Below are 26,284 nucleotides of genomic sequence, written 5' to 3'. Positions count from 1 at the left end.
ACAGGATGCCGTTTCCATCGGGGCTAGGGCATTCCGGATTTCAAAATATTTAGCCCTAAAAAAAAGACCCTCTTTTCAGAAGGTCTTCATTCTATTTCGATCGTGTTTGATTATAGGCTGTATTTCAATCCAAGAGTCAGACCCAATCCACTAATTCCAACATAAGAACTCAATTCGTCCATTGGTTTTGTAGTATCAACTCCATTAGGATTTGTTAGTGCATTATTTGAAGTTGAAGTTAATTTATCTCCATAATTAGTATGGATTGCAGCTGTAGAAAGCGTACTTAATTGATCAACTCCATTCACAGAATAATCTGTAGTTTCTTTAGTTTTTCCGTGTACTGTAAAATTACGGTATTCGATCTCAGCAAAAGCAGAGATATGATTCCCTAATTTATAAGAAGTACCTATAGAAGCCATAAAACCAACTGTTGCATTTGGTTTTACAACATCAGTTTGAGAAATTTTGGTAGTATTCACAAGATTACCTCCTGCATATGTCAACAATTCTTTGTTTGTATCAATATTTAAAGTACCGTGAATTGGAACAATTACACCTACTTTGGTATACGGTTCAAAACCATGAGATTCACCTAAAAACAATACTAATGCTGGAGCTAAATCAAAAGCTTTAATTTTCCCTTCTGCATCAAAACTCAAATAAGTCGCTGCAGTAGTATTTGGATTATAAGCATAAAGTCTATTAGTAGTTTGAGCCATAGTTTTACTTTGACTAGAATAATAATTAGCAGCCATCTCAACTCCTAAACGAGTAGAAAAACGGTAACCCGCTGTAATTCCACTTCTAAAACCTTCTCCAAAAGAACCTGTAACACTTTCTCTTGAAACTAATTTATTGCTTCCAGGGCCCCCTTCATAAACATCTCTGTTTGCAGGTTGTCCTCCAACGGTTGGAAATTCTGTAGCTGCAGTTTGCATAAAATAAGAACCTCCTAATTTAAAATACCAAGTTTCTGGCTTACTGTCTGCAGTACTTGTGGTTTGTCCTACCATAGTCATTGTAGAGACCAATAATCCGAATAATAATAAACTCTTTTTCATGATTTTTTGTTAATTAATTTGCGCAAACTTAAAATAATTTTAACTATTCTTTAAAATCACTTTAAGCGCCTCAATACCTAATTAACACTATTTTTAATACTTGCGTCTTTTTTTTACTATGCATGCATAATTTTAACTAAAAAACACAAAATACATCTGAAAATTTAACTTTTAAAAATCAATTTAATTTAAAATTAATCTGCATTTTCTCCAATTCAAACAATAATTCATTCGAAATTTGGACTTTTAGCTTTCTACTCGGCATAGATAATTTGGTCACTACTTTTATTTCTTCTACCTCTGTGACTGGCTTTATTTCAACTACTTCTGTTGCTTCTTCATTTTCATCCACAAAAGATTCTTCTTCATTTTCGGCAAACTCAGGAGTTGCTTCAACGATTCGCTTTATTTTTTCCAATTCCATAATTTCAAAAGCCACAGTGTTTTCTCCTTTATAATCCTGAAAAAGACGATTTAGTTTATGAATAAATTCAGTCTCTATATCTTTAATATTCAGCAAAAGGATCAATTTCTTGGCAAAAGTACTCAACACATCCTGTAAATATTGCACGAGTACAAACTGCATTCTTGGATCTGTTTTCTTGCCCGTATCTTGATTTACCCAACCTTCTTTTATCAGGATCTTCATGAACGTAAAATTATTTTGAATAAAGAAATGCCTAAACTTTAAATACTCTTCCCCAAAAATTTTAAATTCATAACTCTCGTCATAGCCTTCCAACACAAAGGTTCCCCATCCTTTTCCGTTCTTGGCCACACGATGCTGCACATTGGTAATAATTCCACCAAAAGTCAAATTCTTACCCACATACATTTCCATGTTTTTCAAAGCTTCGAGTTTGGCATTGCAAAAATATTTCATCTCAAATTTGTAATCATCCAGCGGATGTCCAGAAATATAAATTCCAACTACCTCTTTCTCTTTGGCCAATTTTTCCATGGTGCTCCAGTCTTCACATGGAGGCACCACCGGTTCAGCAATTTGCACATCACTGCTTTCACCAAACAAACTCACCTGTGATGAATTTTCATTCTCCTGAAATTTGGATCCATACTTAATGGATTTTTCATAAAAGGTTATTCCATCACCATCATCATGAAAATATTGAGCTCTGGTTGTTCCTTCGAACGAGTCGAACCCACCAGCCAGAATTAAGTTTTCTAATGCTTTTTTATTTGCTGCGCGTAAATCAATACGCTTGGTCAAATCAAAAATAGACTTGTATTTTCCGTCCTTCCTGTTTTCTACAATCGTTTCCACAGCACCTTGACCAACACCTTTTATAGCGCCCATCCCAAAACGGACTGCGTAATCATCATTTACCGTAAACTTATAATACGACTCATTGACATCGGGTCCAAGAACTTGTAAACCCATGCGTTTACATTCTTCCATAAAGAAAGAAACCTGCTTGATATCACTCATGTTATTCGACAAAACTGCTGCCATATATTCAGCAGGATAATGCGCTTTTAAAAAAGCCGTTTGATAAGCGATCCAAGCATAGCAAGTGGAGTGCGATTTATTAAATGCGTAACTCGCAAAAGCTTCCCAGTCTTTCCAAATTTTCTCCAAAACCTTTGCGTCATGTCCTTTCTCTGCTGCTTGGGCAACAAACTTAGGTTTCATTTTGTCCAGTACGTCTTTTTGCTTCTTACCCATCGCTTTACGCAAAACGTCCGCCTCACCCTTGGTAAAACCTGCCAACGATTGGGACAAAAGCATCACCTGTTCTTGATAAACCGTAATTCCGTAAGTTTCCCCAAGATATTCTTCACAGGCATCTAAATCATATACGATAGGTTCTTCTCCATTTTTTCTTCGAACGAAAGAAGGTATGTACTCCAAAGGTCCCGGACGATACAAGGCATTCATCGCAATCAAATCTCCAAAAACCGTCGGTTTCAAGTCCTTCATGTATTTTTGCATTCCAGGTGACTCGTATTGAAATATCCCAACCGTTTCTCCTCTTTGGAACAGCTCATACGTTTTGACGTCGTCTATCGGGAAAGTATCAGGATCCAGTTGAATTCCGGTTCGATACTTTACCAATTTTACGGTATCTTTTATCAAAGTTAGGGTCTTCAGACCCAAGAAGTCCATCTTTAACAGTCCGGCACTTTCTGCAACGGAGTTGTCAAATTGGGTTACATATAAATCCGAATCTTTGGCGGTAGTTACTGGAACGAAATTGGTAATATCCGATGGGGTGATGATTACCCCACAGGCATGGATACCGGTATTCCGCATTGATCCTTCAAGAATTTTCGCCTGCTGAATGGTTTCTCCAGCCAAACTGTCTTCATTGGCAATAGCGATCAGTTCTTTTACATTTTCATACTCATCCGATCTCAAGGCTTTTTTGACATCTTCTTCTTTTTCCGAAATAAAACGAGCCAAATTCCATTTGGACGGCATCATTCCCGGAATCAGTTTAGCAATTCTATCGGCTTCAAAAAGCGGCAAATCCAATACACGAGCAGTATCACGAATGGCTGATTTGGTTGCCATTTTACCATAAGTGATAATCTGCGCCACCTGATTGGCTCCATATTTATTGATTACATAATCCATTACACGTCCACGCCCCTCGTCATCAAAATCGATATCAATATCGGGCATAGACACACGATCAGGATTCAAGAAACGCTCAAAAAGCAAATCGTACTTTATCGGGTCAATATTGGTAATCCCTAAACAATAAGCTACGGCAGAACCCGCAGCCGATCCACGGCCAGGACCAACGGAAACATCCATTTCTCTTGCTTTGGCGATGAAATCCTGAACAATCAAAAAGTACCCAGGATAACCCGAATTCGAAATCGTCAATAACTCAAAATCTAAACGTTCCTGAATGTCGGGAGTAATATCTCCGTATCTTTTTTTCGCACCTATCATGGTCAAATCCCTCAAATAGGCATTTTCTCCACGGACTCCATTATCTTTTTCATCTTCAGGATTAACAAATTCTTCAGGGATATCATATTTCGGAAGCAATACATCGCGATACAGCGAGTAAATTTCGACTTTATCTACAATTTCCTGAATATTGGTAATCGCATCAGGCAAATCAGCAAAGAGTTTTTTCATTTCCTCCTCCGACTTATAATAGTATTCCTGATTAGGCAAACCATAACGATACCCACGACCACGACCAATAGGCGTTGCCTGTTTCTCACCATCTTTTACGCACAACAAAATATCGTGTGCATTGGCATCTTCCTTATTTACGTAATAGGTGTTATTGGTAGCGATTAATTTTACATCGTGCTTTTTTGAAAATTCAACCAAGGTTATGTTTACCCGATTCTCATCCTCTTGATTATGTCGCATTATTTCAAGATACAAATCGGAACCGAACTGTTCTTTCCACCAAATCAAAGCTTCTTCGGCTTGGTTCTCGCCTATATTCAGAATTTTACTTGGAATCTCTCCATATAAATTTCCAGACAAAACCATGATGTCTTCCTTGTATTTTTCGACAATCGTCCTGTCGATTCTTGGTACATAATAAAAACCTGCAGTGTAAGCAATAGAAGCCATTTTAGCCAAATTGTGATAGCCTTTTTTATTTTTGGCCAACAAAACGACTTGATATCCATTGTCTTTTTTGGATTTGTCTAAATGGTTTTCACAGATATTAAACTCACAACCTACTATAGGTTTGATTTCTGTTTCTGTTGGTTCTTCCCCACTTTCAACCAAAGCTGCATTTTTGGCTGAAGCCGCTTTGTTGTGATTCATCACCGCACTCACAAAATGGAAAGCTCCCATCATATTTCCGGTGTCGGTCATTGCCACGGCAGGAAATTTATTTTTGGCTGTAACCGAAACCAAAGCTCCGATTGCGATTGTTGATTGCAAAACCGAAAACTGTGTATGATTGTGTAAATGCGCAAAAGTCGCATCTACCAATACTTTTTTATTCTCTGTAAGTTCTTCTTTGGAAATCGAAACGGCTTGTTTTTCACCAAATTGAAGTCGGATTCTTTCTGAAGCTTCTTTTAGGTTAATGTGTTTTAAACCTATCAGCTCAATTTCGTGTGGATTTTTACTTTTGAAATCCTTGAAATAACCTACCTCAACATCGAGCTCTTCTTTGGTAAAAATATCTCTACGGATTAATTCCAAGAAACAACGAGTGGTAGCTTCAACGTCGGCGGTGGCATTGTGCGCTTCCGCAAAAGGAACGTTGAAAAGATAACTATGTAATTCGGTTAACGTAGGTAATTTGAATTTTCCTCCACGTCCTCCCGGTAATTTCAATAATGAAGCGGTAACCTCGGTACAAGTGTCCAAAATTGGCATTTCACCCATAGGCGAAGTAACGCCCATTCGGTAGAATTCACAACCCATAATATTGATATCAAAACCTAGATTCTGACCCACAATAAATTTGGCTTTGCCTAAAGCTATATTGAATTTCTCCAAAACTTCAGCCAAAGAAATCCCTTCGGCTTCGGCCAATTCGGTAGAGATTCCGTGAATACGCTCGGCATCATAGGGAATATTGAATCCTTCAGGTTTTACCAAATAATCCTGATGCTCGATGAGTTTCCCCATATCGTCGTGCAACTGCCACGCGATTTGAATACATCTTGGCCAGTTGTCGGTATCAGAAATGGGTGCCCCCCATTTCTTGGGTAATCCTGTGGTTTCGGTATCGAATATTAAGTACATAGTTTCTGAAAAGCAAAATTAAAGTTCCAATTTGCTAACTTTTATTATCCTAAAATATTGATTTTATGGACAGTAAAAAGTGTTCAAACACAAAATGGTGGAAGTTCAAATTTAGGTTTTTTTATGGGGATTGAGAGTCTTAAGTTATTAACAAAAACGACTTTTTACAAAACTAGGATTTAACCGTAGATCCAAAATTTCATTTATAAAAACGAACATTTTTCGAATATTAATCAACACATGAAGATATTTAGAAATGACATAAACGAGACGTTGATTCCAAAGTATTAGTGTTTCATACTCGTTTTATTGGTACGTCCTACTAATAGTATTAGTACGACCTACCTGTTTTATTGGCACGACCTACTAATACTATTAGTACGACCTACTTGTCTTATTGGTTCGACCAACCAATACTATTGGTTCGAACTACCTGTTTTATTGGTACGACCTACCAATACTATTGGTTCGACGTACTAATAGTATTGGTGCTTCCTACCTGTTTTCAGCGGACTTTAATCCATTACTATAATATAGCGCGTTGCTCGCAATGGATTTTAATCAATGCATATTTAGATGCAACGAAAAACAATCGTCCATTAGGAACCTATTAGTTCTCGGAATTTCAAATTTCGTTCGTAAAACAAATATTTCTTGCAGACGCAAATGTTCTTACAGACGCGTGAGGGATAGAAGCTAGCTACCGAAGTAGCGGACAGCCTGACAGCGTTGAGGAAAGGGGCTGTATAAGCGGTGCGAAAAGCAAGCCCCTTTTCTCAACGGTGGCACGCCCAACTTATTTATAGTTTTAGATTCATCCAAAAACCTACTTTCTAATCAAATATTCATCTCTTCTCTTTTTTGGATGTCGTAGTATTTTAGCAAAAAAAAGAAGGTCAAAAAACTCGAAAACGGCATTATTTACCCCTTCATAAATTGGTTTTTTGATTCATTTTGAGTAAATTTTGAGAATATAAAACATAACAATAATCACTATTTTTTTAATATTTGTTGTGATTTTTCAATCAAATTAGATATTTATGCGTTTTATTTGTAATAAATTTGCAAATTATTAAAAACAGAACAAAAAGCATCAAATCTACTTTGAAAAGGAATTCAAAGTCAAATTTAGAAAGTGTATTTTTTTATCGAAAACAACGAACTAAAGTGCAATAGTGTTGTAAAGCCCTTTTGGGTATCGTATATAAACGCTTTTCGAAATTGACGCCTCTCTTTTCTTTTTTAAATTTGTTGCCAATGGTATAATTGATAGGAGACTGTCAAGATTATAAAAGAGAAATACACTAAAAAATAGTTAAAATGAGTACTACATTATTCGACAAAGTATGGGATTCGCACGTGGTGCGTAAAATAGAAGATGGACCAGATGTGTTTTTTATTGACCGTCATTTTATTCACGAAGTGACTAGTCCTGTAGCTTTTTTAGGTTTAAAAGAAAGAGGTATCAAGGTATTGTATCCTGAGCGTACTTTTGCAACTGCCGATCACAACACACCAACTATAAACCAACACTTACCAGTTGCCGATGCTTTATCTGCAAACCAATTGAAAGCGTTGGAAGACAATGCAGCTGAATATGGTATTTCACACTGGGGATTAGGACACCAAAAAAATGGTATCGTTCACGTTGTAGGTCCTGAAAACGGAATTACTTTGCCTGGTGCAACTATCGTTTGTGGTGACTCTCATACTTCTACTCACGGTGCTTTTGGAGCTATTGCTTTTGGTATCGGAACTTCAGAGGTGGAGATGGTTATGGCTACTCAATGTATTATGCAGCCAAAACCAAAGAAAATGCGTATCAACGTTAATGGAACTTTAAGTAAAGGTGTGGGTCCAAAAGACGTTGCACTATATATTATTGCACAATTGACAACTTCTGGAGGTACTGGATATTTTGCTGAATACGCTGGAAATGTTTTTGAAGAAATGTCAATGGAAGGTCGTATGACCGTATGTAACTTGAGTATCGAAATGGGTGCTCGTGGTGGTATGATTGCTCCTGACCAAAAAACTTTCGATTTCCTGGAAGGTCGTTTATACGCTCCAAAAGGAGAAGCTTGGACAAAAGCGGTTGCTTACTGGAAAACTTTGAAAACTGATGCTGATGCCGTTTTTGATGCTGAATTAAACATCGACGCAGCAGATATTGAACCAATGATTACTTACGGTACCAATCCTGGAATGGGAATTGGTATCACAAAACATATTCCAAACGCTAACCAAGTGGAAGGTGGAGAGGAAACTTATAAAAAATCTCTAGCCTATATGGGCTTCCACGAAGACGACGTAATGATTGGAAAACCAATTGATTTTGTTTTCTTAGGAAGTTGCACCAATGGTCGTATTGAAGATTTTAGAGCATTCACTGAAATTGTAAAAGGAAGAAAAAAAGCAGACAATGTAACTGCTTGGTTAGTTCCTGGTTCTCACGTTGTAGAAGCACAAATCAAAGAAGAAGGTCTTTTGGACATACTTACTGAAGCTGGTTTTGTATTGCGTCAACCAGGTTGTTCAGCTTGTTTGGCAATGAACGACGACAAAGTTCCTGCCGGAAAATATGCTGTAAGTACATCAAACAGAAACTTTGAAGGTCGTCAAGGTCCTGGATCAAGAACTTTGTTAGCTTCGCCAATTATGGCAGCAGCAGCAGCAGTTACAGGAAAACTGACAGATCCAAGAGAATTGATGTAATTTTTCATCGCAAGGGCGCTAAGACGCAAAGAAAATATGGATATAGATAAATACGAAGAATTAGCCAAACAAATATTTTTAGCTAGTCTTGAGGTTCACAAAATTATGGGACCTGGTTTATTAGAATCTGTATATGAAATGTGTCTTTTAAGAGAATTGCAATTGAGAAATGTTTCAGCAGAAAGTCAATTTGGTATTCCTTTACATTTTAAAGGTTTTGATTTATCAAAGGAATACAAGATTGATATTTTAGTTGAAAAAGAAATAATAATAGAATTAAAATCTGTAGATACAATATTACCTGTACATCAAGCACAAATAATATCATATCTTAAATTAGCTGATAAAAGAATGGGATTTCTAATTAATTTTAATGTTCCAATTATCAAAAATGGCTTCAAAAGATTTGTAAATAATTATTAGAATTAAGATATAAAAATGCATCGAGCCTTTGCGCCTTTGCTGAAAACCAATAATAAAATAGCATTGCGCCTTAGCGTCCTTGCGGTAAAATAATTTAAAAATGGCATACGATAAATTTAACATCCTTACGAGTAGTGCAGTGCCACTACCAATAGAAAACGTTGATACGGATCAAATCATCCCAGCTCGTTTCTTGAAAGCTACTAAACGTGAAGGCTTTGGAGACAACCTTTTCAGAGACTGGAGATACAATGGAGACGATACTCCAAAAGCAGATTTTGTTTTAAACGATAAAACATACAGCGGAAAAATATTAGTGGGCGGAAAAAACTTTGGTTCGGGTTCTTCAAGAGAGCACGCAGCTTGGGCGGTTTACGATTACGGATTCCGTGCTGTTGTTTCTAGTTTCTTTGCAGATATCTTCAAAGGAAATTGCTTGAACATTGGTGTTTTACCAGTACAAGTAAGCCCAGAGTTTGCTGAAACTATTTTCAAAGCTATCGAAGCAGATCCAAATACAGAATTGGAAATTAATTTGCCTGAGCAAACCATTACGCTTAAAGTAACTGGTCAAAAAGAATCTTTTGATATTAATGGATACAAAAAGAACAATATGATTAACGGATTTGATGATATTGACTACTTGCAAAACATTAAAGAAGAGATTACAGGGTTTGCAGATAAACTGCCTTACTAAAAAAAACAAAAAATAATTAGTTAAGAAACCCGACACATTTTTTAAATCTGTCGGGTTTGTATATAAAAATAGATATGGTTTTAGAAATGGCTGTTCTGAAGGTAATAAAAGGCGAAGAACAAAATTTTGAAAGAGATTTTGGAATCGCTAGTCAGTTCATACAATCCATTTCAGGCTATGCAAGTCATAGTTTAAGAAAATGCATTGAGGAGGAAAATAAATACCTGCTGTTGGTCAATTGGGAGAAATTAGAAGATCATACAGTAGGGTTTAGAGAATCTGAAGCCTATTTAGAATGGAAAAGATTATTGCACCATTATTACAATCCGTTCCCTGTTGTGGAGCATTATGAAATGGTTTTGGAGAACAAAAAATAATTTTAAATCATAGATATGAAATCAACATTATCTGAAATACAACAGCGTTTTGACAATGAAGTAGAGCGTTTTTCTAATTTAGAAACAGGCCAAATCAGTACCGTTGATGCTACTTTGAGTTTAGAATTATTGACTCAAGCGGCTAGCGCCTGTTGTCCCGACGCCAAACAAGTTTTGGATTTGGGCTGTGGTGCGGGTAATTATACTTTAAAGTTATTAGGGTTAATCCCCGATTTTGATTCCACTTTGATTGATTTGAGCCAACCGATGTTGGATAAAGCAAAAGAAAGAATTTTCAAAGTTTCAGAAGGGAAAATCACTACTATTCAAACTGATTTTTTGAATATGGAATTGCCAGACGAAACTTTTGACATTGTGGTAACCGGAGCAGCGATGCATCATTTAAGATCTGATGAGGAATGGGAAGCTGTTTTTTCTAAAATATATAAAAGTTTAAAAAAGGGAGGTTGTTTTTGGATTTCAGATTTAATAAAACACGACCATCCTGCGATTGATCAATTGATGTGGAAACGGTATGCTGATTATTTAGAAGGTGTGGGAGGAAAAGCATATCAAAAAAATGTGTTCGATTATATTGCCAAAGAAGATACTCCAAGATCGGTGATGTACCAATTGGAAGTATTGAGAAAAGTTGGTTTTTCATATGTAGACGTTTTACATAAAAACAGTAATTTCTCCGTATTCGGAGGTATAAAATAATCTTATGAAAGCAAACAAACACATTCAAAGAGACAATCAAGATGCTAATAAAGTATATAATGACAGAAGTCTGACTAATGATTACAGACATCTTTCTTCTATCTTAAAACCGGGCATGAATGTTTTGGATATAGGTTGTGCAACAGGTTTTATTTCAAAAGACATTGCTGCTATAGTTGGCGAAAACGGAAAAGTTACAGGAATTGATAACACCGAAAGTTTAATTTTAAGCGGAAAGGAATCTCATCAGAACGTCAAGAATTTAGAATTAATTCACGTTGATCTATTTGATTTCAATCCAGACGAAAAATTTGATTTAATAGTTTCAGCCAGAGTATTGCAATGGTTGAGCAATCCAAAAGAGGCTTTATTAAAAATGAAATCACTTTTGAAACCAAATGGACAAATCTCCATTTTGGACTATGATCATACAAATCTAGATTGGAATCCATCACCGCCAGAAAGTATGCAGGCTTTTTACAATACGTTCTTAAAATGGAGACAAGACGCAGGAATGAATAATAAAATTGCTAAAGATTTACCTAATTTATTAAAGGAAGCAGGTTTTCATACTATTGAAAAAATTAATTCTGATGAACTTTATAATGAAGAGCGTTCAGATTACAAAACGAAAATAGGAATTTGGTCAAAAGTGGCAAGTTCACTTCAAATGGTAGAAGAAGGTTATTTAGACAATGAATTACGATTGAAGGCCATAGAAGAATACAACCATTGGATAGAAACCGAAGCAATTTCTATGACAATGAAATTAAATGAAGTGCGAGGAAAAATATAAAATTATCAAGATGAATTTCAAGTCCAGCACGATTGAAGACATAGACAGTATTTTTGAATTTTATGATATGGCAATAGCCTATCAAAAAACTAAGTTCAATAAACAATGGCAAGGTTTTGACAGAGCATTAGTAGAAACAGAAATTGCTGAAAATCGCCAATGGAAGATCATAATTGATGGTGAAATTGCTTGTGTTTTTGCGATAACATTCGAAGACAAAAGTATTTGGAAAGAGAAAAATATCGACAAAGCCGTTTATTTTCATCGAATTGTGACGCATCCAAAATTCAGAGGTCATCATTTTGTAGAAAAAATAATCGATTGGGGATTGCAATTTGCAAAAGAAAATAATTTGGTTTTTTTGAGAATGGATACTTGGGGAGATAACGAGTCCTTAATCGACTATTATCAAAAATGTGGTTTTAATTTCCTTGGAATTATCACCCCGGATTATGACGGTTTACCCAAACATTATGAAGGAATAACATTGAGTCTATTTGAAATCAAAGTAGAATAGTAAAAACATAAAATACCCTTTTTAAAAGGAATACAAAAAGCAATATGGAAAAAAGAAAAATTGAAATAATGGATACTACACTCCGCGACGGTGAACAAACCTCGGGAGTATCCTTTTCTGCTGCAGAAAAGTTAACCATTGCGCAATTATTGCTAGAAGAACTAAATATTGACCGTATCGAAATTGCATCAGCTCGTGTAAGTGAAGGTGAATTTCAAGGTGTGAGCGGAATTATGTCCTGGGCTGAAGAAAAAGGATATACCGACAGAATCGAAGTATTGGCTTTTGTAGATGGTGGAATTTCTATCGAATGGATGAAAAAAGCTGGAGCAAAAGTTCAAAACTTATTGACCAAAGGCTCTTTAAATCATTTAACCCATCAATTAAAAAAAACACCGGAACAGCATTTTGCCGAAATTGCACAGTCTATTGCTTTGGCAAACGAAAACGGAATTTCCACCAATGTCTATCTTGAAGACTGGAGCAACGGTATGCGAAATTCTCCTGAATATGTTTTTCAATATTTGGATTTTTTGGTGGCACAACCCGTTAAAAGAATATTATTGCCAGATACTTTAGGTGTTCTTATTCCATCGGACACTTTTGAATTTATATCTAAAATCACTGCAAGATATCCTAACATTCATTTTGATTTCCACGCTCATAACGATTATGATTTAAGTATTGCCAATGTAATGGAAGCTGTAAAAGCTGGCATTAACGGTTTACACGTTACCGTAAACGGAATGGGAGAACGCGCTGGAAATGCTCCGCTTGAAAGTACTGTTGCCGTCATTAATGATTTTATGCCTGAGGTGAAAATCAATATAAAAGAATCCTCATTATACTCGGTAAGTAAACTCGTTGAAACATTTACCGGCTATAGAATCCCCGCCAACAAACCTATTGTAGGTGATAATGTTTTTACACAAACTGCAGGAATTCACGCTGACGGAGACAACAAAAACAATTTGTATTTTAATGATTTACTTCCTGAACGTTTTGGAAGAAAAAGAAAATATGCTTTAGGAAAAACTTCGGGCAAAGCCAATATCGAAAAAAATCTTCAAGAATTGGGATTGAAACTAAATCCAGAAGATTTGAAATTGGTTACGCAAAGAATCATCGAATTGGGAGACAAAAAAGAAACAGTTACCAAAGAAGATTTACCATATATCATTTCAGATGTATTGGACAGTCAATCTTATGAAGAAAAAATTGTAGTGGAATCGTATGTATTGGTTCACGCCAAAGGATTGCGCCCTTCTACTACTCTATGTTTAAAAATCGACGGTGAAATTTTTGAAGAAAATGCACAAGGTGACGGTCAATTTGATGCTTTTATGAATGCCCTTTCCAAAATTTATAAAAACAAAAAGATGATTTTGCCTAAATTAGTCGATTATGCAGTTCGTATTCCTCCTGGCAGTAGCTCGGATGCTTTATGCGAAACCATCATCACTTGGACCAACAACGGAAAAGAATTTAAAACGAGAGGACTTGATTCTGATCAAACCGTTGCCGCTATTATTGCCACTCAAAAAATGTTAAATGTGATCCATTAAAAAGACACTAAGTTGCTAAGAATCTAAGCTTCTAAGTTTTCAAAAACAGACTTAGAAACTTAGCTACTCAGAATCTTAGAAATTTGAAAAATAATTAAAAACGATACTAAGTTGCAGACTTTTTTAAAAAATCTTAGAAACTTAGCTACTCAGAATCTTAGAAACTTAAAAATAAAAAACAATGAAATTCAACATTGCCCTTTTAGCCGGAGACGGAATCGGACCAGAAGTAATTAACGAAGCAGTTAAAGTTTCGGATGCCATTGCCAAAAAATTCAACCACGAAATCACTTGGACACCCGCACTTACGGGAGCTTGTGCTATTGATGCCGTTGGTGTTCCTTACCCAGACGAAACTCACGAAATTTGTATGGCTGCCGATGCTGTTCTTTTTGGAGCTATTGGACACCCGAAATACGATAACAATCCAAGCGCACCTGTTCGTCCGGAGCAAGGGTTATTGTTAATGCGTAAAAAGTTAGGTTTGTTTGCCAATGTACGTCCAACCTTTACTTTCCCATCATTAATAGATAATTCTCCATTAAAAAGAGAACGTATCGAAGGAACTGATTTGGTTTTCTTAAGAGAATTAACTGGAGGAATTTATTTTGGAGAAAAAGGAAGAAGAGACGACGGAGAAACTGCCTTTGACAATTGTGTTTACACAAGAGTTGAAGTTCAACGTTTGGCAAAAAAAGGTTTCGAATTGGCAATGACACGTTCTAAAAAATTGTGTTGTGTGGATAAAGCCAATGTATTAGAAACTTCTCGTCTTTGGAGAGAAACTGTTCAAGCTATGGAGAAAGATTATCCAGAAGTTACAGTTTCTTATGAATTTGTGGATGCTGTTGCTATGCGTTTAGTTCAATGGCCTAACTCTTATGATGTTTTGATTACTGAAAACTTATTTGGTGATATCTTAACTGACGAAGCGTCTGTAATTTCTGGTTCAATGGGATTAATGCCATCAGCATCAGTTGGTGAACATACTTCATTATACGAACCAATCCACGGATCTTATCCACAAGCTACAGGATTAAATATTGCTAATCCATTGGCAACAGTTTTGTCAGCCGCTATGATGTTTGAAGATGCTTTTGGATTGAAAGCAGAAGCAGAAGCGATCAGAGCCGTAGTTAACAAATCATTGGAACAAGGAATCGTAACCGAAGATTTAGTAGCTAAAGGATCAAAAGCATATTCTACCAGTGAAGTTGGTGATTGGTTGGTAGCAAATTTATAAGTTATATGTAGAGGTACACCTTAATGTACCTCTACTACTACAAACATAACGCAACAAAAAAGGTGTCAATTTACATTGACACCTTTTTATATATGATTGAAAAGAATATTAATATCTTCCTCCTCTGTCTCCACCACCACGGTTGTCTCCACCACGGCTGTTTCCACCATAACCTCCGCGAGAATCACCTCCACGGTTGTTGTTAAAACTTCTTCTTTCGCCTTCTGGTTTTGGTTCAGATTTGTTTACAACGATTGCACGTCCTTGAACAGTAGCTCCGTTCAATTCGTCAATTGCTTTTTGAGCTTCATCGTCATTTGTCATTTCAACAAATCCGAATCCTTTACTTCTTCCTGTAAATTTATCTGTGATAATTTTAACTGAATCAACTGCTCCGTAAGCCTCGAAAGACTCTCTTAAATCTGCTTCCTCAATACTGAATGGAAGGCTTCCAACAAAAATATTCATAAGTACTTATTTATAATAATTGAAGCAAATGTACTCTATTTTTTTTCTAAACAACTATAAATTAGCTTATTTATGATATAATTTATGATATGCCTCTATTTTGCTTTTTAACAAATCTCTATTTCTACGATAAAAAACTAACTTTTATTTCTTTATTAATTTAAAAATCAACCGAAATAGTTCCTCAAAGACCCTCAATTATTATTTTTTTAACAAAAAAAACAATCCCTTTTCTTTTTATCCAAAATCGGTTTTTACATTTAAATATTGACTATTTTGTGGCTATCGTTAATGGCACTTTATAAAAAATCCCTTTCTGAAAATTTACATTTGATTTCGTCAAAGGATCAATAGCTATGTTTATTGCATTAAACTTAAATTCACCTGTAATGGTATGATTTACCACATCCAACTCTGTGATTACAATTTGGCCATCGCCACTATTTATGCCCGTTGAAAAAATAGTATTTACATCACCAACTTTTTCTACTAATGTAGCTTTATTGATAAGATTAACTCCTAAAGGATAAGTTTGAACCGATGTAGCCGAAGTTGTCAGCGTTAAAATTTCATTTTTTTGATATGCCTGAATAGTCAAAGAACCGTCAGCAGCCTGAACAGCATTAAACAAAGTGGCTTGCCAAAGCACATTGTTTTTTAATCCTTGAACGGCAGGATTATTAAATTTGACTTGATCCTCACAGGATACTAAAACAAAAAACAGGGCTATAACCGAAAAGAACCTACTCATAAAATTGATTTTGATTCACAAACATAAAGGTTTTCGAGCTAATTTGTGAGTTTTCTTATTTAAAATAAAGACAAAAAAACAGCTAATAAACTATTAATCACTAAAATAATAAACTTTTTAGATAATTTCGATAAAAGATGTATCTTTGCACCCTTAATTAATCGAGGTCGAGTACCTCAAAATTTAATCATACGATTATGTCAGTAAAAATTAGATTACAAAGACACGGTAAAAAACAAAAACCTTTTTACTGGGTTGTAGCAGCAGATGCTCGCTCAAAAAGAGATGGTAAATACCTAGAAAAAATTGGTACTTACAATCCAAACACAAACCCTGCAACTATCGAATTGAACTTGGATAGCGCAGTAAAATGGTTGCACAATGGTGCTCAACCAACTGATACAGCAAAAGCTATTCTTTCTTACAAAGGTGCTTTATTGAAACACCACCTAGATGGAGGTATTCGTAAAGGTGCTTTGACTCAAGAACAAGCTGATGCAAAATTAGCTGCTTGGTTAGAAGCTAAAGCTGGAAAAGTTGATGCTAAAAAAGATGGTTTATCTAAAGCGCAAGCTGATGCTAAAGCTAAAGCTTTTAAAGCAGAACAAGAAGTAAATGCAAAACGTTTAGCTGCTGCTGCACAAGCTGAAGCTGACGCTATTGCTGCTGCAACTCCTGCTATTGAAGAAGAAGTTGTTGCTGAAGCTGAAGAAGCTCCTGCTGCAGAAGAAAATAACGAAACAACTGAAGCATAATTTAGAAGGCGAAAATGCGTAAAGAAGATTGTTTCTATTTGGGTAAAATCGCCAAAAAATTTAGTTTCAAAGGGGAAGTTCTTGCTTATTTAGACACGGACGAACCTGAGTTATACGAAAACTTGGAATCAGTGTTTGTTGAATGCAACAAACACTTGGTTCCTTTTTTTATTGAAAATAGCTCATTACACAAAAATGATTTCCTCAGAATTCGTTTTGAAGATATCAATACCGAAGAAGAAGCCGATGCCTTATTAGGTAATGACTTATACCTTCCTTTAAAAATGTTACCCAAACTTACAGGTAACAAATTCTACTTTCATGAAGTTATTGGCTTTGAAGTAGAAGACAAACGTTTGGGATATGTTGGAGAAATTCAATCTATCAACGACACTACTGCTCAACCACTTTTCGAAGTACTTAAAGGAGACACCGAGATTTTAATTCCAATGATTGATCATTTCCTTGTAAAAATTGACAGGGAAAACAAAAAAGTCATTATGGATTTACCGGAAGGCTTGATTGAAATGTATCTTTAGAAAGTTTAATCGATAATTTGTTAATTCGGTTAATCTAAAAAATCTAGAATCTTTATGTCTAAATTCCAATTTAAACAATTTTCACTGGAACAAGATCGTTGTGCAATGAAAATTGGTACCGATGGTGTTTTGCTTGGAGCCTGGACTCCTATTGAAAATAATCCTTTCAGCATTTTAGACATTGGAACCGGGACTGGAATTATAGCTTTGATGCTGGCACAAAGGAGCCATGCCGAGCAAATTGACGCACTGGAAATTGACGAAGATGCTTATGAACAAGCCGTAGACAATTTTGAAAATTCACCTTGGGGCGATCGTTTATTTTGCTTTCATGCCGGAGTGGATGAATTTGTAGAAGAACCTGAAGACGAATATGACTTAATCGTTTCCAATCCTCCCTTTTATACAGAAGATTACAAAACAGACAACCACCAACGTGATTTGGCTCGTTTCGCCGACGCTTTGCCTTTTGAAGATTTAATTGAAGTTGCCGCATTATTGCTTTCGGAAAATGGAATCTTTAGCGTCATTATTCCTTTTAAAGAAGAAGAAAGTTTTGTGGCTATTGCCAAAGAATATGAATTACACCCCTTTAAAATCACTAGAGTTAAAGGCAATCCAACCTCTGATATAAAACGCAGCTTATTGGCTTTCAGCCGAAATGAAAGTGATACCGTTTTGAAAGATGAATTAATTATCGAAACAGGCAGACATATCTATACTCCCGAATACATCGAATTGACAAAAGACTTTTATTTGAAAATGTAGTACATTCTTCTTTTTTTTCAAATCCTCATTTCTCTTTCCAGAATATTACTCTTATCTAATTTACCGTGACAGCACCCTAGGCATTTTTTCTTTGAGAAATATCTTTTTGCGTAATACTGTATCATAAATTACTCTAGTCTCTTTAATGAAAATTAATTTTCAGCATCAATCCTTTACAATTAAATGTTAATTTTTATTACAAAAAAATTCATAAATTTGATTAGAATGAGATAAATCAAGAATTTCAAACTGTCATTATATTACCCATAAAAACAATTTCAGAAAAGGTTTAGCGACCATTATAGCAAAATATCAATTTTTAAAAAGTAGCTCAAAGTCATCTTAAAAATAGAACCGAATGAAAAAACATTTATTTCTCCTAACTTTTTTTTTATTGTCACTAAAATTATTTTGTCAAACTCCAGCTCCAACTATTTCCAACAAAAAATTTTCAATTGGAAGCTACGGACGAGCAGGAATAGCTTATAGCCTTGGAACACCAAACAGTGAATTTCCACAATCCCTTAATTTAAATGGAATGGGGTCTATTGGAGGAAGATTTGAGGAAAACGATTATTTTGAGTTGGCAACTGCAATGCACTTTACACCCACTATCGCCAGTAAAGACACTACACAAATCAATGTTCAGGCACGTTTTGCTTTTTACACAACTCAGGGCCAATTAATAGGCAATGTATCCAATAAATCTATTGGAGGAATCACAACAGCTCTACCCGAATTATTTGCCGAAGCCAATAATATAATGGGCAGTAATTGGAGTGTATGGTTAGGAGCGAGATTATTCCGTGGAGATGACATACATATTATTGACCATTATTATTTTGACGATCATTCAGGGCAAGGTGTTGGTATAAAATACAAAAACACTCAAGTTTCTGTTATTTTTACAGGTTCAATTGACACTACATCGACGTTACCTCCCAATTTCTATCTTAACATTGTAAACGGGACACCCTCCTTAGGTTTACGCAACAGGTATGTCACCATTCTAGAGCACTCCCTTATAACTAAGAAAGGTTATGTGAAATTACTTGGTGAATTTCAAAGGCTTCCTTCAGGAACTAGTCAAGATGAAACGACAAAATACAATTACCCAGCTGATATTGGTTATGTATTGGGTGCCAAATATTATAAAAACATTACATCAAAACTACCTGGCTCCTTTAACGCGATAAGTGCCCGTTATGGCGCAGGAATTGCCAACGGAGGTGATGGAGGTAGTAGTAAAACTTATGTCACCTATGGAGGCCCTAATCTGGAAACTAATAGTTTTAGGAAAGCCTATTCACTAGCCCTTACCGAAACTTTTTTATTAAATCTCAACAAAAATTACTCCCTGAATGGATACGCAATTTATACCAAAAGCAGAGGAGCGAGTGACAGTCTAAACACCACAACAGATTATCTGGGCAAACAAATATTGTTCAACAGAAAACAGGATATTGCTTTTGGGGCAAGAGGTACTTGGTATATCAAAAACTGGCTGCATTTGCTCCATGAAGTTGATCTGGCCTGGCGAAAGGATGGTACACAGGATTTTGCCCAAATGACAAAATTTACAATTGCTCCAACATTAGTCCCAACATCTGAGCGAAGTGTTTGGTCTAGACCTCATTTTCGGTTTGTTTATAGTGTGGCACACTATAACAAATTTGCCTCCAACAATCTCTATTCGCCCTATCTCGCTCAAAGTGGCATCAAAAATTGGGGACAATATATAGGCGGAAAGGTCGAATGGTGGATCTGGTAAAAAACAAACCCTAGTATATTGAGATTCAAAAAATCACAACAATACTAGGGCTTATACCTTATATCAAGCAAACTGATCTTCGCTGAAAATATTTGGATGGATTACATTTAGATACAAAAAGACCATCCTCAACAGCAAACATTTATTAGATGACTCTATCTACTATTTTGCTAAACAATATGTGCTTCCTGGATCAACATCTCCTTCTGGAAAATTTTTAGCAAAAAAGGTTCTTTTAACGGTAAAACAATCACCGTCAATACTCACAATTGTCATAATAATTCGATCACCTACCTCCATCTGAGATTCACCAAGTTTTTTTACACAAGTAACTTCATATTCACAGTCGGTTGTCCACTTAACATTCCAAACCAACTGAAGTGCTCCTTTATCATAACTTTCTTGGGTCGCTCCCTTTATAACGAAAGTCCTAGTAGGATAATCTGGGTTATACGCTTTTATGTTTTTTAATTTACTAYAATCTAAGGTTTGCGAATACCCTATTGCTCCTACTACTAGAAATAAAATAAGTACAATTTTCTTTTTCATAATTTTGATTTGGGTTAATTTGAGGGAAAAATAAAGGATAAATATCTATCCGTTTATTTAGCAATATTACAAAATTGTAAAGCTCCATCCAATACTTAATCTTTACTTTCTCACCACAACATAACCATCTGTTATACTTATACATAAGCAACAATATTATGTATTATATTACTTTTTTTAAAAAATAAAAACACTTTATCACTGAAATAATGTTTGAAATTCTTTAGTTATTTCAAACTATTATTTTCTTCATCAACTCCAGTTGTTTGACTACCAATAATTGTATCATTTTGAAATGCTTTCAAATACATTGCCGTATATTTACATTATGAAATTACTCTTCTTTTAAATTTATTTTTATAACAATTTATTTTAGTTTTGTTATATTTCTTTATGTAGATTTGTATCAATAAAACAGTTATATTATGAGACCCGATTTATTTCAAGCCCCAGATTATTACAATCTAGATGATTTATTAAGTGAGGAACACAAACTTGTTCGTGATTCCGCCCGTGCTTGGGTAAAACGCGAAGTTTCTCCCATTATAGAAGAATACGCTCAAAAAGCTGAATTTCCTAAACAAATTATAAAAGGACTAGGTGAAATAGGTGGTTTTGGACCTTATATCCCTGCAGAATATGGTGGAGCAGGATTAGACCAAATCTCTTACGGATTAATTATGCAAGAAATTGAACGTGGTGATTCAGGGGTTCGCTCTACTTCGTCAGTACAATCATCATTGGTAATGTATCCTATTTGGAAATACGGAAACGAAGAACAAAGAATGAAATATTTACCAAAACTAGCCACTGGAGAATTCATGGGGTGTTTTGGTTTGACTGAACCCAACCATGGTTCGGATCCAGGAAGCATGATTACTAATTTTAAAGATATGGGAGACCACTATCTTTTGAATGGTGCCAAAATGTGGATTTCAAATGCTCCTTTCGCAGATATTGCCATCGTTTGGGCAAAAAATGAACAAGGAAGAATACACGGATTAATCGTAGAACGTGGAATGGAAGGCTTTACAACTCCAGAAACGCATAACAAATGGTCGCTTCGAGCTTCATCTACTGGTGAATTGATATTTGACAATGTAAAAGTACCTAAAGAGAATTTATTGCCAAATAAATCTGGATTAGGAGCACCATTAGGCTGCTTAGACTCAGCTCGTTATGGAATTGCATGGGGAGCTATTGGCGCTGCAATGGACTGTTATGATACTGCTTTGCGTTATGCTAAAGAAAGAATTCAGTTTGACAAGCCTATTGCAGGAACTCAATTGCAGCAAAAAAAATTGGCAGAAATGATTACCGAAATCACCAAAGCTCAATTACTAACTTGGAGACTTGGAGTCCTAAGAAATGAAGGAAGAGCAACAACTGCCCAAATTTCAATGGCTAAAAGAAATAATGTGGATATGGCACTCCATATTGCACGTGAAGCCAGACAAATACTAGGGGGAATGGGAATTACCGGAGAATATTCCATCATGCGTCATATGATGAACTTAGAGTCCGTAATTACATACGAAGGTACACATGACATTCATTTATTGATTACAGGAATGGACGTTACTGGAATTCCTGCTTTCAAATAGCACTAAACAACTATTAAAGTATTTATAAAATTGATAGTCAAAGCTTCTTGGTAACAAGAAGCTTTTCTAATTTTACACAAAAAAAGAAAACTAATGAATATTGCAACAATCAATTCAGGCATTCAAACCCAAAAACAACAACTATTAAACCATTCTTTATATCAAAAAATAAATACTCTTGAAGATTTAAATCAATTCTTAGAAAATCACGTATATGCAGTTTGGGATTTTATGTCTTTGTTAAAAGCTTTGCAAAACAAATTAACATGTACTTCAACGCCTTGGTTTGCCACACCACATCCTGAAACCAGATATTTAATTAATGAAATTGTACTGGCAGAAGAAAGTGATTTAAGTATTGACGGTCGACGTTTAAGTCATTTTGAAATGTATATAGAGGCAATGCAAGATTGCGGCGCCAAAACAACTGGTATTGAGGCTTTTTTAGACGAAGTAAACTCACTTCACAATATATTTGTTGCCATCAAAAAAAGCGATTTACATCCAAATATAAAAGAGTTTCTTGATTTTACATTTAGAGTTATTGAAGAAGGAAAGCCACACAAAATAGCCGCCGCATTTACGTTTGGACGAGAAGATTTAATTCCAAAGATGTTTACAGAAATTTTGAAAAATTTTCAGTCCAAATTCCCTGATAATGACCTAAGCAAATTACTTTATTACTTTGAAAGACATATCGAATTGGATGCTGATGAGCATGGCCCTATGGCAATGACAATGGTTACCGAACTTTGCGGCGAAGATCCAAAAAAATGGTCAGAAGTTGAAGCGATTTCGATTTTGGCTTTAGAAAAAAGAATAGGTCTTTGGGATGCTATCGAAGAACAAATTATCCTAAAAACCGAAATGGTTTAATACAATAAAATAGAATTTTGCATTCTTAATAGATTTGTAAAAATTCTTCCTGCTTAATAATTCGCAATTATATAAACAAAAAAACTGTCTTCCAAAAATAATTTTCGAAGACAGTTTTTTTTAATTTATATAGTTAGTAAAATACTTCCTTAATTTTCTGGAGCCAATTCCAACTCTAATCCTTCAAGACTTTCTGTAATAGGAATTTGGCAACCCAAACGACTGTTTGATTTTACGTAAAAAGCTTCAGATAACATAGCTTCCTCATCATCACCCATATCCGGCAACGGAATATCATTAAGAACATAACATTGACAAGAAGCACACATCGCCATTCCTCCGCAAGTTCCCTCAACTGGAAGCTCATAGGCTTTGCATAATTCCATTATGTTCATCGCCATATCTGTTGGGGCCTGTAATTCATGAACAACTCCTTCTCTATCTTTAATTTTTATTAAAACGTCCATTATATAATTTAACTTTTTTATTAAAAAATCGGAGTTGTTTAAACTTCGATTTTAATCTTTTATTGTAAGATTTAATGCGTAATCTTTATTGTTCTCGTTATTATGAATTTTTAAGCCAACCACATCAGCCTGATTCACTATGAAAGTAATTTTCACAGGTGGTGCATATGAACCTTCAAAGGTTTTAAACACTAACTTTCCCTCATACGTCAAATTTAGTAAACCATTTTTTTCCGTTTTAGTTTTAGTCAATATTTGTGCGTCCAAAACTGCTGTAATGTATGCACTTTTATCCAACATTTTAGCCTTGCCTCCACTTAGTTCAGTCAAAAATTCAGCATTGGCTATCTTTAATTGTCCTTGTCTATTTGATGACACATCAACCATGGAACTAAAATTTAATTCACTCCATTCTTCATCAACATTTACATACGTTTTTGATACATATGCCTCTTGAATCGGTTCCTGTCCATAATTTTTAGAAAAACACAAAAATAGAATAATTAATAAGTACTGCTTTTTCATAATTCAAATTTTATAGGTTAGTGCTACAAATGTAAATTTTTATTTGAATTTTCAAAGAAAAAAATATTGAATTATTCACATTGTTTTTTGTGTATAACAAAAAAAACAGTGGTTTTATTGGTAATTTGCTATTAATAATCTTTTAAAAAAACCTTTTTATTGATTTTTAACAAGTATGAGACATCTATTTAACAAGAGTCAATATGATTTTTGTCATTTTATACTTGGTTTTTTTTCATTAAAGAGTTATTCTAAAAATTAATAAAAACAAATATTAATCTATTTTTCAGCGCCTTAAATAATATTAACAACCGTTTCTATTTGAGGAGCATACTTTTTAATGGTAGTCTCCACTCCAGCTCTTAACGTCATTTGGTTTACACTACAACTTGTACATGCCCCTTCAAGGCGTACTTTTACGTGTTTTCCTTCATCAATTGAAATAAGCGTAATGTCTCCACCATCTGAATTCAGAAAAGGTCTGATTTCGTCTAGCGCTCTTAAAACATTATTTGTTAATTCTTCTGTTTTCATAAGTTGATATCTATTGTTCTTTTTCGGCCAATCAATATTTTAGGAAGGAATCACGCATTAGTAATTCTTAGTTTATCCTATTTGAATTGCTATTCAAAAAAAATCGGCTTCTTATTTTTTAACAGCCGAACATCCGGCCATTGTAGTAATTTTGATAGCTTCAGTAGGTTCCAAATTTTCATTTCTATTGACTACTTCAGTAACTACGTTTCGAGTTATCTCGTCAAAAACATTTTCAATAATAGAACCAGTTTGTAATGCTGCTGGACGACCATAATCACCCGCTTCGCGAATAGACTGTACGATTGGTACTTCTCCCAGAAAAGCAACTCCTAAATCTTCTGCAAGCTCTTTAGCTCCTTCTTTTCCAAAGATATAGTATTTATTGTTAGGCAATTCTTCTGGAGTAAAATAGGCCATGTTTTCTACAATTCCCAAAACTGGTACATTTATCGCTTCTGATAAAAACATAGAAACACCTTTCTTAGCATCTGCCAGTGCAACAGCTTGTGGAGTACTTACCACAACAGCACCTGTAACAGGTAGTGATTGCATAATTGACAAATGAATATCGCCTGTTCCAGGAGGCAAATCAATCAACATAAAGTCTAATTCTCCCCAATTGGCATCAAAAATCATTTGATTTAACGCTTTAGAAGCCATTGGACCTCTCCAGATTACAGCTTGACTTGGTGAAGTAAAGAATCCGATAGAAAGTATTTTTACTCCATAACTTTCTACTGGTTTCATCTTCGATTTCCCATCAACTTCAACAGAAATTGGCTTTTCATTTTCAACATCAAACATGATAGGCATAGATGGACCGTAAATATCAGCGTCCAATATTCCTACTGCAAATCCCATTTTGGCTAATGTTACTGCTAAATTTGCCGTAACAGTAGATTTTCCTACACCTCCTTTTCCTGAAGCTACAGCAATAATATTTTTTATACCCGGAATAGCCTTTCCTTTGATTTCATTCTTTTCCGGAACTTCTACTTTTATGTTAACTTTAATTTTGGCATCTGGCGAGACTAACTCATGTATCGTTTTTCTAATATCATCCTCAGCTCTTTTCTTGATATGCATCGCTGGTGTATGCAATAACAAGTCCACAACCACTTCATCTCCAAAAGTAACCACGTTTGCAATGGCACCACTTTCCACCATATTTTTACCTTCACCAGCAATAGTTATTGTTTCTAATGCCTTAAGAATATCTTTTCTATCTAATTTCATGCGTAATTATTATTTTTATTTGGAACATTCAATCACCTAAAATTGATTTTAATTTGAATCAGATGATTTCACTATTAAAGATTTTTAGCTTAAAACACCTCTAAAAGCTGTCTTTATTTAAACTAATTTTAGATTGCAAAGATAACGGATTATGTTCTTATTATAAAGGATTTGGATTGGATTTATTGATAGTGCTACATAATAACATCTATAATAACAGTAGTCATTTTTACAGTCACAAAGTTCTTTAAAACCCAGGACTACAAATAAGTTAATAAACGAATCAGACCTTCATTTCTGGCTCCCAAAAAACAGACTCTAAATTCATGATTTGATTATCCTCAACAACAATACCTTCACTTTCCAGTAATTGTTGCATCAGGTTGGTCCCGTCAAAATGGTGTTTTCCTGTTAGCAATCCTTTTCTATTAACGACTCGATGCGCGGGAACATCTTCAAGGTTGTGGGCAGCATTCATTGCCCAACCTACCATTCTGGCAGAACGTGCAGCCCCTAAAACTTTGGCAATTGCACCATAGGATGTTACTTTTCCATATGGAATTTGTCTAACGACAGCGTAAACTCTTTCAAAAAAATTGTCGTTTGTTGTTTCCATTTT

Annotated in this window: 25 protein-coding genes; 15 read left to right on the top strand and 10 right to left on the bottom strand. The window is 35.1% G+C overall.

Features of this window, described 5'->3' with window-relative positions; translation table 11 throughout:
- Positions 1–110: 110 nt before the first annotated feature.
- Together AC1DY0_RS03395 and dnaE are read right to left on the bottom strand one after the other, a co-directional pair.
- Positions 111–1,064, bottom strand: a complete 954-nt coding sequence (locus tag AC1DY0_RS03395; RefSeq protein WP_477187264.1) for an outer membrane beta-barrel protein — start codon at positions 1,062–1,064, stop codon at positions 111–113.
- Positions 1,065–1,242: 178 nt separating this feature from the next.
- On the bottom strand, positions 1,243–5,766 hold the full coding sequence (dnaE, locus tag AC1DY0_RS03390; RefSeq protein WP_477187263.1) for a DNA polymerase III subunit alpha: 4,524 nt from the start codon (positions 5,764–5,766) through the stop codon (positions 1,243–1,245).
- Between the two features lie 1,320 nt (positions 5,767–7,086).
- On the opposite strand from dnaE, the gene leuC reads away from it, so the two are divergent.
- The 9 genes from leuC to leuB all read left to right on the top strand — a co-directional run bounded on the left by leuC (position 7,087) and on the right by leuB (position 14,819).
- Entirely contained in the window at positions 7,087–8,481 is a 1,395-nt protein-coding gene (gene leuC, locus AC1DY0_RS03385) for a 3-isopropylmalate dehydratase large subunit (protein WP_477187262.1), read from the top strand.
- A gap of 36 nt (positions 8,482–8,517) precedes the next feature.
- On the top strand, positions 8,518–8,904 hold the full coding sequence (locus tag AC1DY0_RS03380) for a GxxExxY protein (RefSeq protein ID WP_477187261.1): 387 nt from the start codon (positions 8,518–8,520) through the stop codon (positions 8,902–8,904).
- Positions 8,905–9,004: 100 nt separating this feature from the next.
- Positions 9,005–9,601: a 3-isopropylmalate dehydratase small subunit gene (leuD, locus tag AC1DY0_RS03375; protein ID WP_116796909.1), complete on the top strand. Its 597-nt coding sequence runs from the start codon at positions 9,005–9,007 to the stop codon at positions 9,599–9,601.
- 56 nt (positions 9,602–9,657) lie between these two features.
- Complete coding sequence (locus AC1DY0_RS03370) at positions 9,658–9,978, top strand: antibiotic biosynthesis monooxygenase family protein (protein ID WP_477187260.1); 321 nt, start codon at positions 9,658–9,660, stop codon at positions 9,976–9,978.
- A 15-nt stretch (positions 9,979–9,993) separates the two neighbouring features.
- Entirely contained in the window at positions 9,994–10,698 is a 705-nt protein-coding gene (locus tag AC1DY0_RS03365) for a class I SAM-dependent methyltransferase (RefSeq protein WP_477187259.1), read from the top strand.
- Positions 10,699–10,702: 4 nt separating this feature from the next.
- Positions 10,703–11,494, top strand: a complete 792-nt coding sequence (locus AC1DY0_RS03360) for a methyltransferase domain-containing protein (protein ID WP_477187258.1) — start codon at positions 10,703–10,705, stop codon at positions 11,492–11,494.
- Positions 11,495–11,504: 10 nt separating this feature from the next.
- Positions 11,505–12,011, top strand: a complete 507-nt coding sequence (locus AC1DY0_RS03355; protein WP_477187257.1) for a GNAT family N-acetyltransferase — start codon at positions 11,505–11,507, stop codon at positions 12,009–12,011.
- 44 nt (positions 12,012–12,055) lie between these two features.
- Positions 12,056–13,576: an alpha-isopropylmalate synthase regulatory domain-containing protein gene (locus tag AC1DY0_RS03350; protein ID WP_477187256.1), complete on the top strand. Its 1,521-nt coding sequence runs from the start codon at positions 12,056–12,058 to the stop codon at positions 13,574–13,576.
- A 181-nt stretch (positions 13,577–13,757) separates the two neighbouring features.
- The gene (gene leuB, locus AC1DY0_RS03345; protein ID WP_477187255.1) at positions 13,758–14,819 is read left to right on the top strand and encodes a 3-isopropylmalate dehydrogenase; all 1,062 of its coding nucleotides are present in this window, start codon (positions 13,758–13,760) and stop codon (positions 14,817–14,819) included.
- 108 nt (positions 14,820–14,927) lie between these two features.
- On the opposite strand, the gene AC1DY0_RS03340 is transcribed toward leuB, so the two are convergent.
- Both AC1DY0_RS03340 and AC1DY0_RS03335 read right to left on the bottom strand, forming a co-directional pair.
- A complete protein-coding gene (locus AC1DY0_RS03340) occupies positions 14,928–15,287 on the bottom strand; it encodes an RNA recognition motif domain-containing protein (protein ID WP_077374089.1) in 360 nt (119 codons plus the stop codon).
- A gap of 271 nt (positions 15,288–15,558) precedes the next feature.
- The gene (locus tag AC1DY0_RS03335; protein ID WP_477187254.1) at positions 15,559–16,038 is read right to left on the bottom strand and encodes a DUF6252 domain-containing protein; all 480 of its coding nucleotides are present in this window, start codon (positions 16,036–16,038) and stop codon (positions 15,559–15,561) included.
- Between the two features lie 197 nt (positions 16,039–16,235).
- On the opposite strand from AC1DY0_RS03335, the gene AC1DY0_RS03330 reads away from it, so the two are divergent.
- From AC1DY0_RS03330 to AC1DY0_RS03315, 4 genes are all read left to right on the top strand, one after another.
- The gene (locus tag AC1DY0_RS03330) at positions 16,236–16,793 is read left to right on the top strand and encodes a 30S ribosomal protein S16 (protein WP_477187253.1); all 558 of its coding nucleotides are present in this window, start codon (positions 16,236–16,238) and stop codon (positions 16,791–16,793) included.
- Positions 16,794–16,807: 14 nt separating this feature from the next.
- The gene (gene rimM, locus AC1DY0_RS03325) at positions 16,808–17,332 is read left to right on the top strand and encodes a ribosome maturation factor RimM (protein WP_477187252.1); all 525 of its coding nucleotides are present in this window, start codon (positions 16,808–16,810) and stop codon (positions 17,330–17,332) included.
- A 54-nt stretch (positions 17,333–17,386) separates the two neighbouring features.
- Positions 17,387–18,100, top strand: a complete 714-nt coding sequence (locus AC1DY0_RS03320; protein WP_477187251.1) for a tRNA1(Val) (adenine(37)-N6)-methyltransferase — start codon at positions 17,387–17,389, stop codon at positions 18,098–18,100.
- A 358-nt stretch (positions 18,101–18,458) separates the two neighbouring features.
- Positions 18,459–19,871 (top strand): carbohydrate porin, encoded by a 1,413-nt coding sequence (locus AC1DY0_RS03315; protein ID WP_477187250.1) that lies wholly within the window; start codon positions 18,459–18,461, stop codon positions 19,869–19,871.
- A 162-nt stretch (positions 19,872–20,033) separates the two neighbouring features.
- Here the strand turns inward: AC1DY0_RS03315 and AC1DY0_RS03310 are convergent, their stop codons facing one another.
- Positions 20,034–20,420: a hypothetical protein gene (locus tag AC1DY0_RS03310; protein WP_477187249.1), complete on the bottom strand. Its 387-nt coding sequence runs from the start codon at positions 20,418–20,420 to the stop codon at positions 20,034–20,036.
- A gap of 425 nt (positions 20,421–20,845) precedes the next feature.
- Between AC1DY0_RS03310 and AC1DY0_RS03305 the strand changes: the two genes are divergently transcribed.
- Both AC1DY0_RS03305 and AC1DY0_RS03300 read left to right on the top strand, forming a co-directional pair.
- Positions 20,846–22,024, top strand: coding sequence for an acyl-CoA dehydrogenase family protein (locus AC1DY0_RS03305; protein WP_477187248.1), 1,179 nt, complete (start codon positions 20,846–20,848; stop codon positions 22,022–22,024).
- 93 nt (positions 22,025–22,117) lie between these two features.
- On the top strand, positions 22,118–22,900 hold the full coding sequence (locus tag AC1DY0_RS03300) for a DUF3050 domain-containing protein (RefSeq protein ID WP_477187247.1): 783 nt from the start codon (positions 22,118–22,120) through the stop codon (positions 22,898–22,900).
- A gap of 149 nt (positions 22,901–23,049) precedes the next feature.
- Here the strand turns inward: AC1DY0_RS03300 and AC1DY0_RS03295 are convergent, their stop codons facing one another.
- The 5 genes from AC1DY0_RS03295 to AC1DY0_RS03275 all read right to left on the bottom strand — a co-directional run bounded on the left by AC1DY0_RS03295 (position 23,050) and on the right by AC1DY0_RS03275 (position 26,281).
- Complete coding sequence (locus AC1DY0_RS03295) at positions 23,050–23,367, bottom strand: 2Fe-2S iron-sulfur cluster-binding family protein (RefSeq protein WP_326401187.1); 318 nt, start codon at positions 23,365–23,367, stop codon at positions 23,050–23,052.
- A gap of 51 nt (positions 23,368–23,418) precedes the next feature.
- On the bottom strand, positions 23,419–23,892 hold the full coding sequence (locus AC1DY0_RS03290) for a hypothetical protein (protein ID WP_477187246.1): 474 nt from the start codon (positions 23,890–23,892) through the stop codon (positions 23,419–23,421).
- 294 nt (positions 23,893–24,186) lie between these two features.
- Entirely contained in the window at positions 24,187–24,426 is a 240-nt protein-coding gene (locus AC1DY0_RS03285; protein WP_477187245.1) for a NifU family protein, read from the bottom strand.
- Positions 24,427–24,537: 111 nt separating this feature from the next.
- On the bottom strand, positions 24,538–25,665 hold the full coding sequence (locus AC1DY0_RS03280) for an Mrp/NBP35 family ATP-binding protein (protein WP_477187244.1): 1,128 nt from the start codon (positions 25,663–25,665) through the stop codon (positions 24,538–24,540).
- Positions 25,666–25,948: 283 nt separating this feature from the next.
- On the bottom strand, positions 25,949–26,281 hold the full coding sequence (locus AC1DY0_RS03275; RefSeq protein WP_477187243.1) for an MGMT family protein: 333 nt from the start codon (positions 26,279–26,281) through the stop codon (positions 25,949–25,951).
- Positions 26,282–26,284 lie beyond the last annotated feature (3 nt).

This window comes from Flavobacterium sp. P1_E4 (genome assembly GCF_056405915.1).
Note: the sequence above shows the minus strand (reverse complement) of the source record. Positions and strands in the feature narration are given on the sequence as shown.

Coding starts and splice junctions, on each gene's coding strand:
- AC1DY0_RS03365 (WP_477187259.1), top strand. CDS start 9,994: ATGAAATCAACATTATCTGAAATACAACAGCGTTTTGACAATGAAGTA.
- AC1DY0_RS03380 (WP_477187261.1), top strand. CDS start 8,518: ATGGATATAGATAAATACGAAGAATTAGCCAAACAAATATTTTTAGCT.
- AC1DY0_RS03320 (WP_477187251.1), top strand. CDS start 17,387: ATGTCTAAATTCCAATTTAAACAATTTTCACTGGAACAAGATCGTTGT.
- AC1DY0_RS03295 (WP_326401187.1), bottom strand. CDS start 23,367: ATGGACGTTTTAATAAAAATTAAAGATAGAGAAGGAGTTGTTCATGAA.
- AC1DY0_RS03395 (WP_477187264.1), bottom strand. CDS start 1,064: ATGAAAAAGAGTTTATTATTATTCGGATTATTGGTCTCTACAATGACT.
- AC1DY0_RS03305 (WP_477187248.1), top strand. CDS start 20,846: ATGAGACCCGATTTATTTCAAGCCCCAGATTATTACAATCTAGATGAT.
- AC1DY0_RS03350 (WP_477187256.1), top strand. CDS start 12,056: ATGGAAAAAAGAAAAATTGAAATAATGGATACTACACTCCGCGACGGT.
- AC1DY0_RS03275 (WP_477187243.1), bottom strand. CDS start 26,281: ATGGAAACAACAAACGACAATTTTTTTGAAAGAGTTTACGCTGTCGTT.
- leuB (WP_477187255.1), top strand. CDS start 13,758: ATGAAATTCAACATTGCCCTTTTAGCCGGAGACGGAATCGGACCAGAA.
- leuD (WP_116796909.1), top strand. CDS start 9,005: ATGGCATACGATAAATTTAACATCCTTACGAGTAGTGCAGTGCCACTA.
- AC1DY0_RS03290 (WP_477187246.1), bottom strand. CDS start 23,892: ATGAAAAAGCAGTACTTATTAATTATTCTATTTTTGTGTTTTTCTAAA.
- AC1DY0_RS03285 (WP_477187245.1), bottom strand. CDS start 24,426: ATGAAAACAGAAGAATTAACAAATAATGTTTTAAGAGCGCTAGACGAA.
- AC1DY0_RS03315 (WP_477187250.1), top strand. CDS start 18,459: ATGAAAAAACATTTATTTCTCCTAACTTTTTTTTTATTGTCACTAAAA.
- leuC (WP_477187262.1), top strand. CDS start 7,087: ATGAGTACTACATTATTCGACAAAGTATGGGATTCGCACGTGGTGCGT.
- rimM (WP_477187252.1), top strand. CDS start 16,808: ATGCGTAAAGAAGATTGTTTCTATTTGGGTAAAATCGCCAAAAAATTT.
- AC1DY0_RS03330 (WP_477187253.1), top strand. CDS start 16,236: ATGTCAGTAAAAATTAGATTACAAAGACACGGTAAAAAACAAAAACCT.
- AC1DY0_RS03300 (WP_477187247.1), top strand. CDS start 22,118: ATGAATATTGCAACAATCAATTCAGGCATTCAAACCCAAAAACAACAA.
- AC1DY0_RS03335 (WP_477187254.1), bottom strand. CDS start 16,038: ATGAGTAGGTTCTTTTCGGTTATAGCCCTGTTTTTTGTTTTAGTATCC.
- AC1DY0_RS03280 (WP_477187244.1), bottom strand. CDS start 25,665: ATGAAATTAGATAGAAAAGATATTCTTAAGGCATTAGAAACAATAACT.
- AC1DY0_RS03355 (WP_477187257.1), top strand. CDS start 11,505: ATGAATTTCAAGTCCAGCACGATTGAAGACATAGACAGTATTTTTGAA.
- AC1DY0_RS03340 (WP_077374089.1), bottom strand. CDS start 15,287: ATGAATATTTTTGTTGGAAGCCTTCCATTCAGTATTGAGGAAGCAGAT.
- dnaE (WP_477187263.1), bottom strand. CDS start 5,766: ATGTACTTAATATTCGATACCGAAACCACAGGATTACCCAAGAAATGG.
- AC1DY0_RS03360 (WP_477187258.1), top strand. CDS start 10,703: ATGAAAGCAAACAAACACATTCAAAGAGACAATCAAGATGCTAATAAA.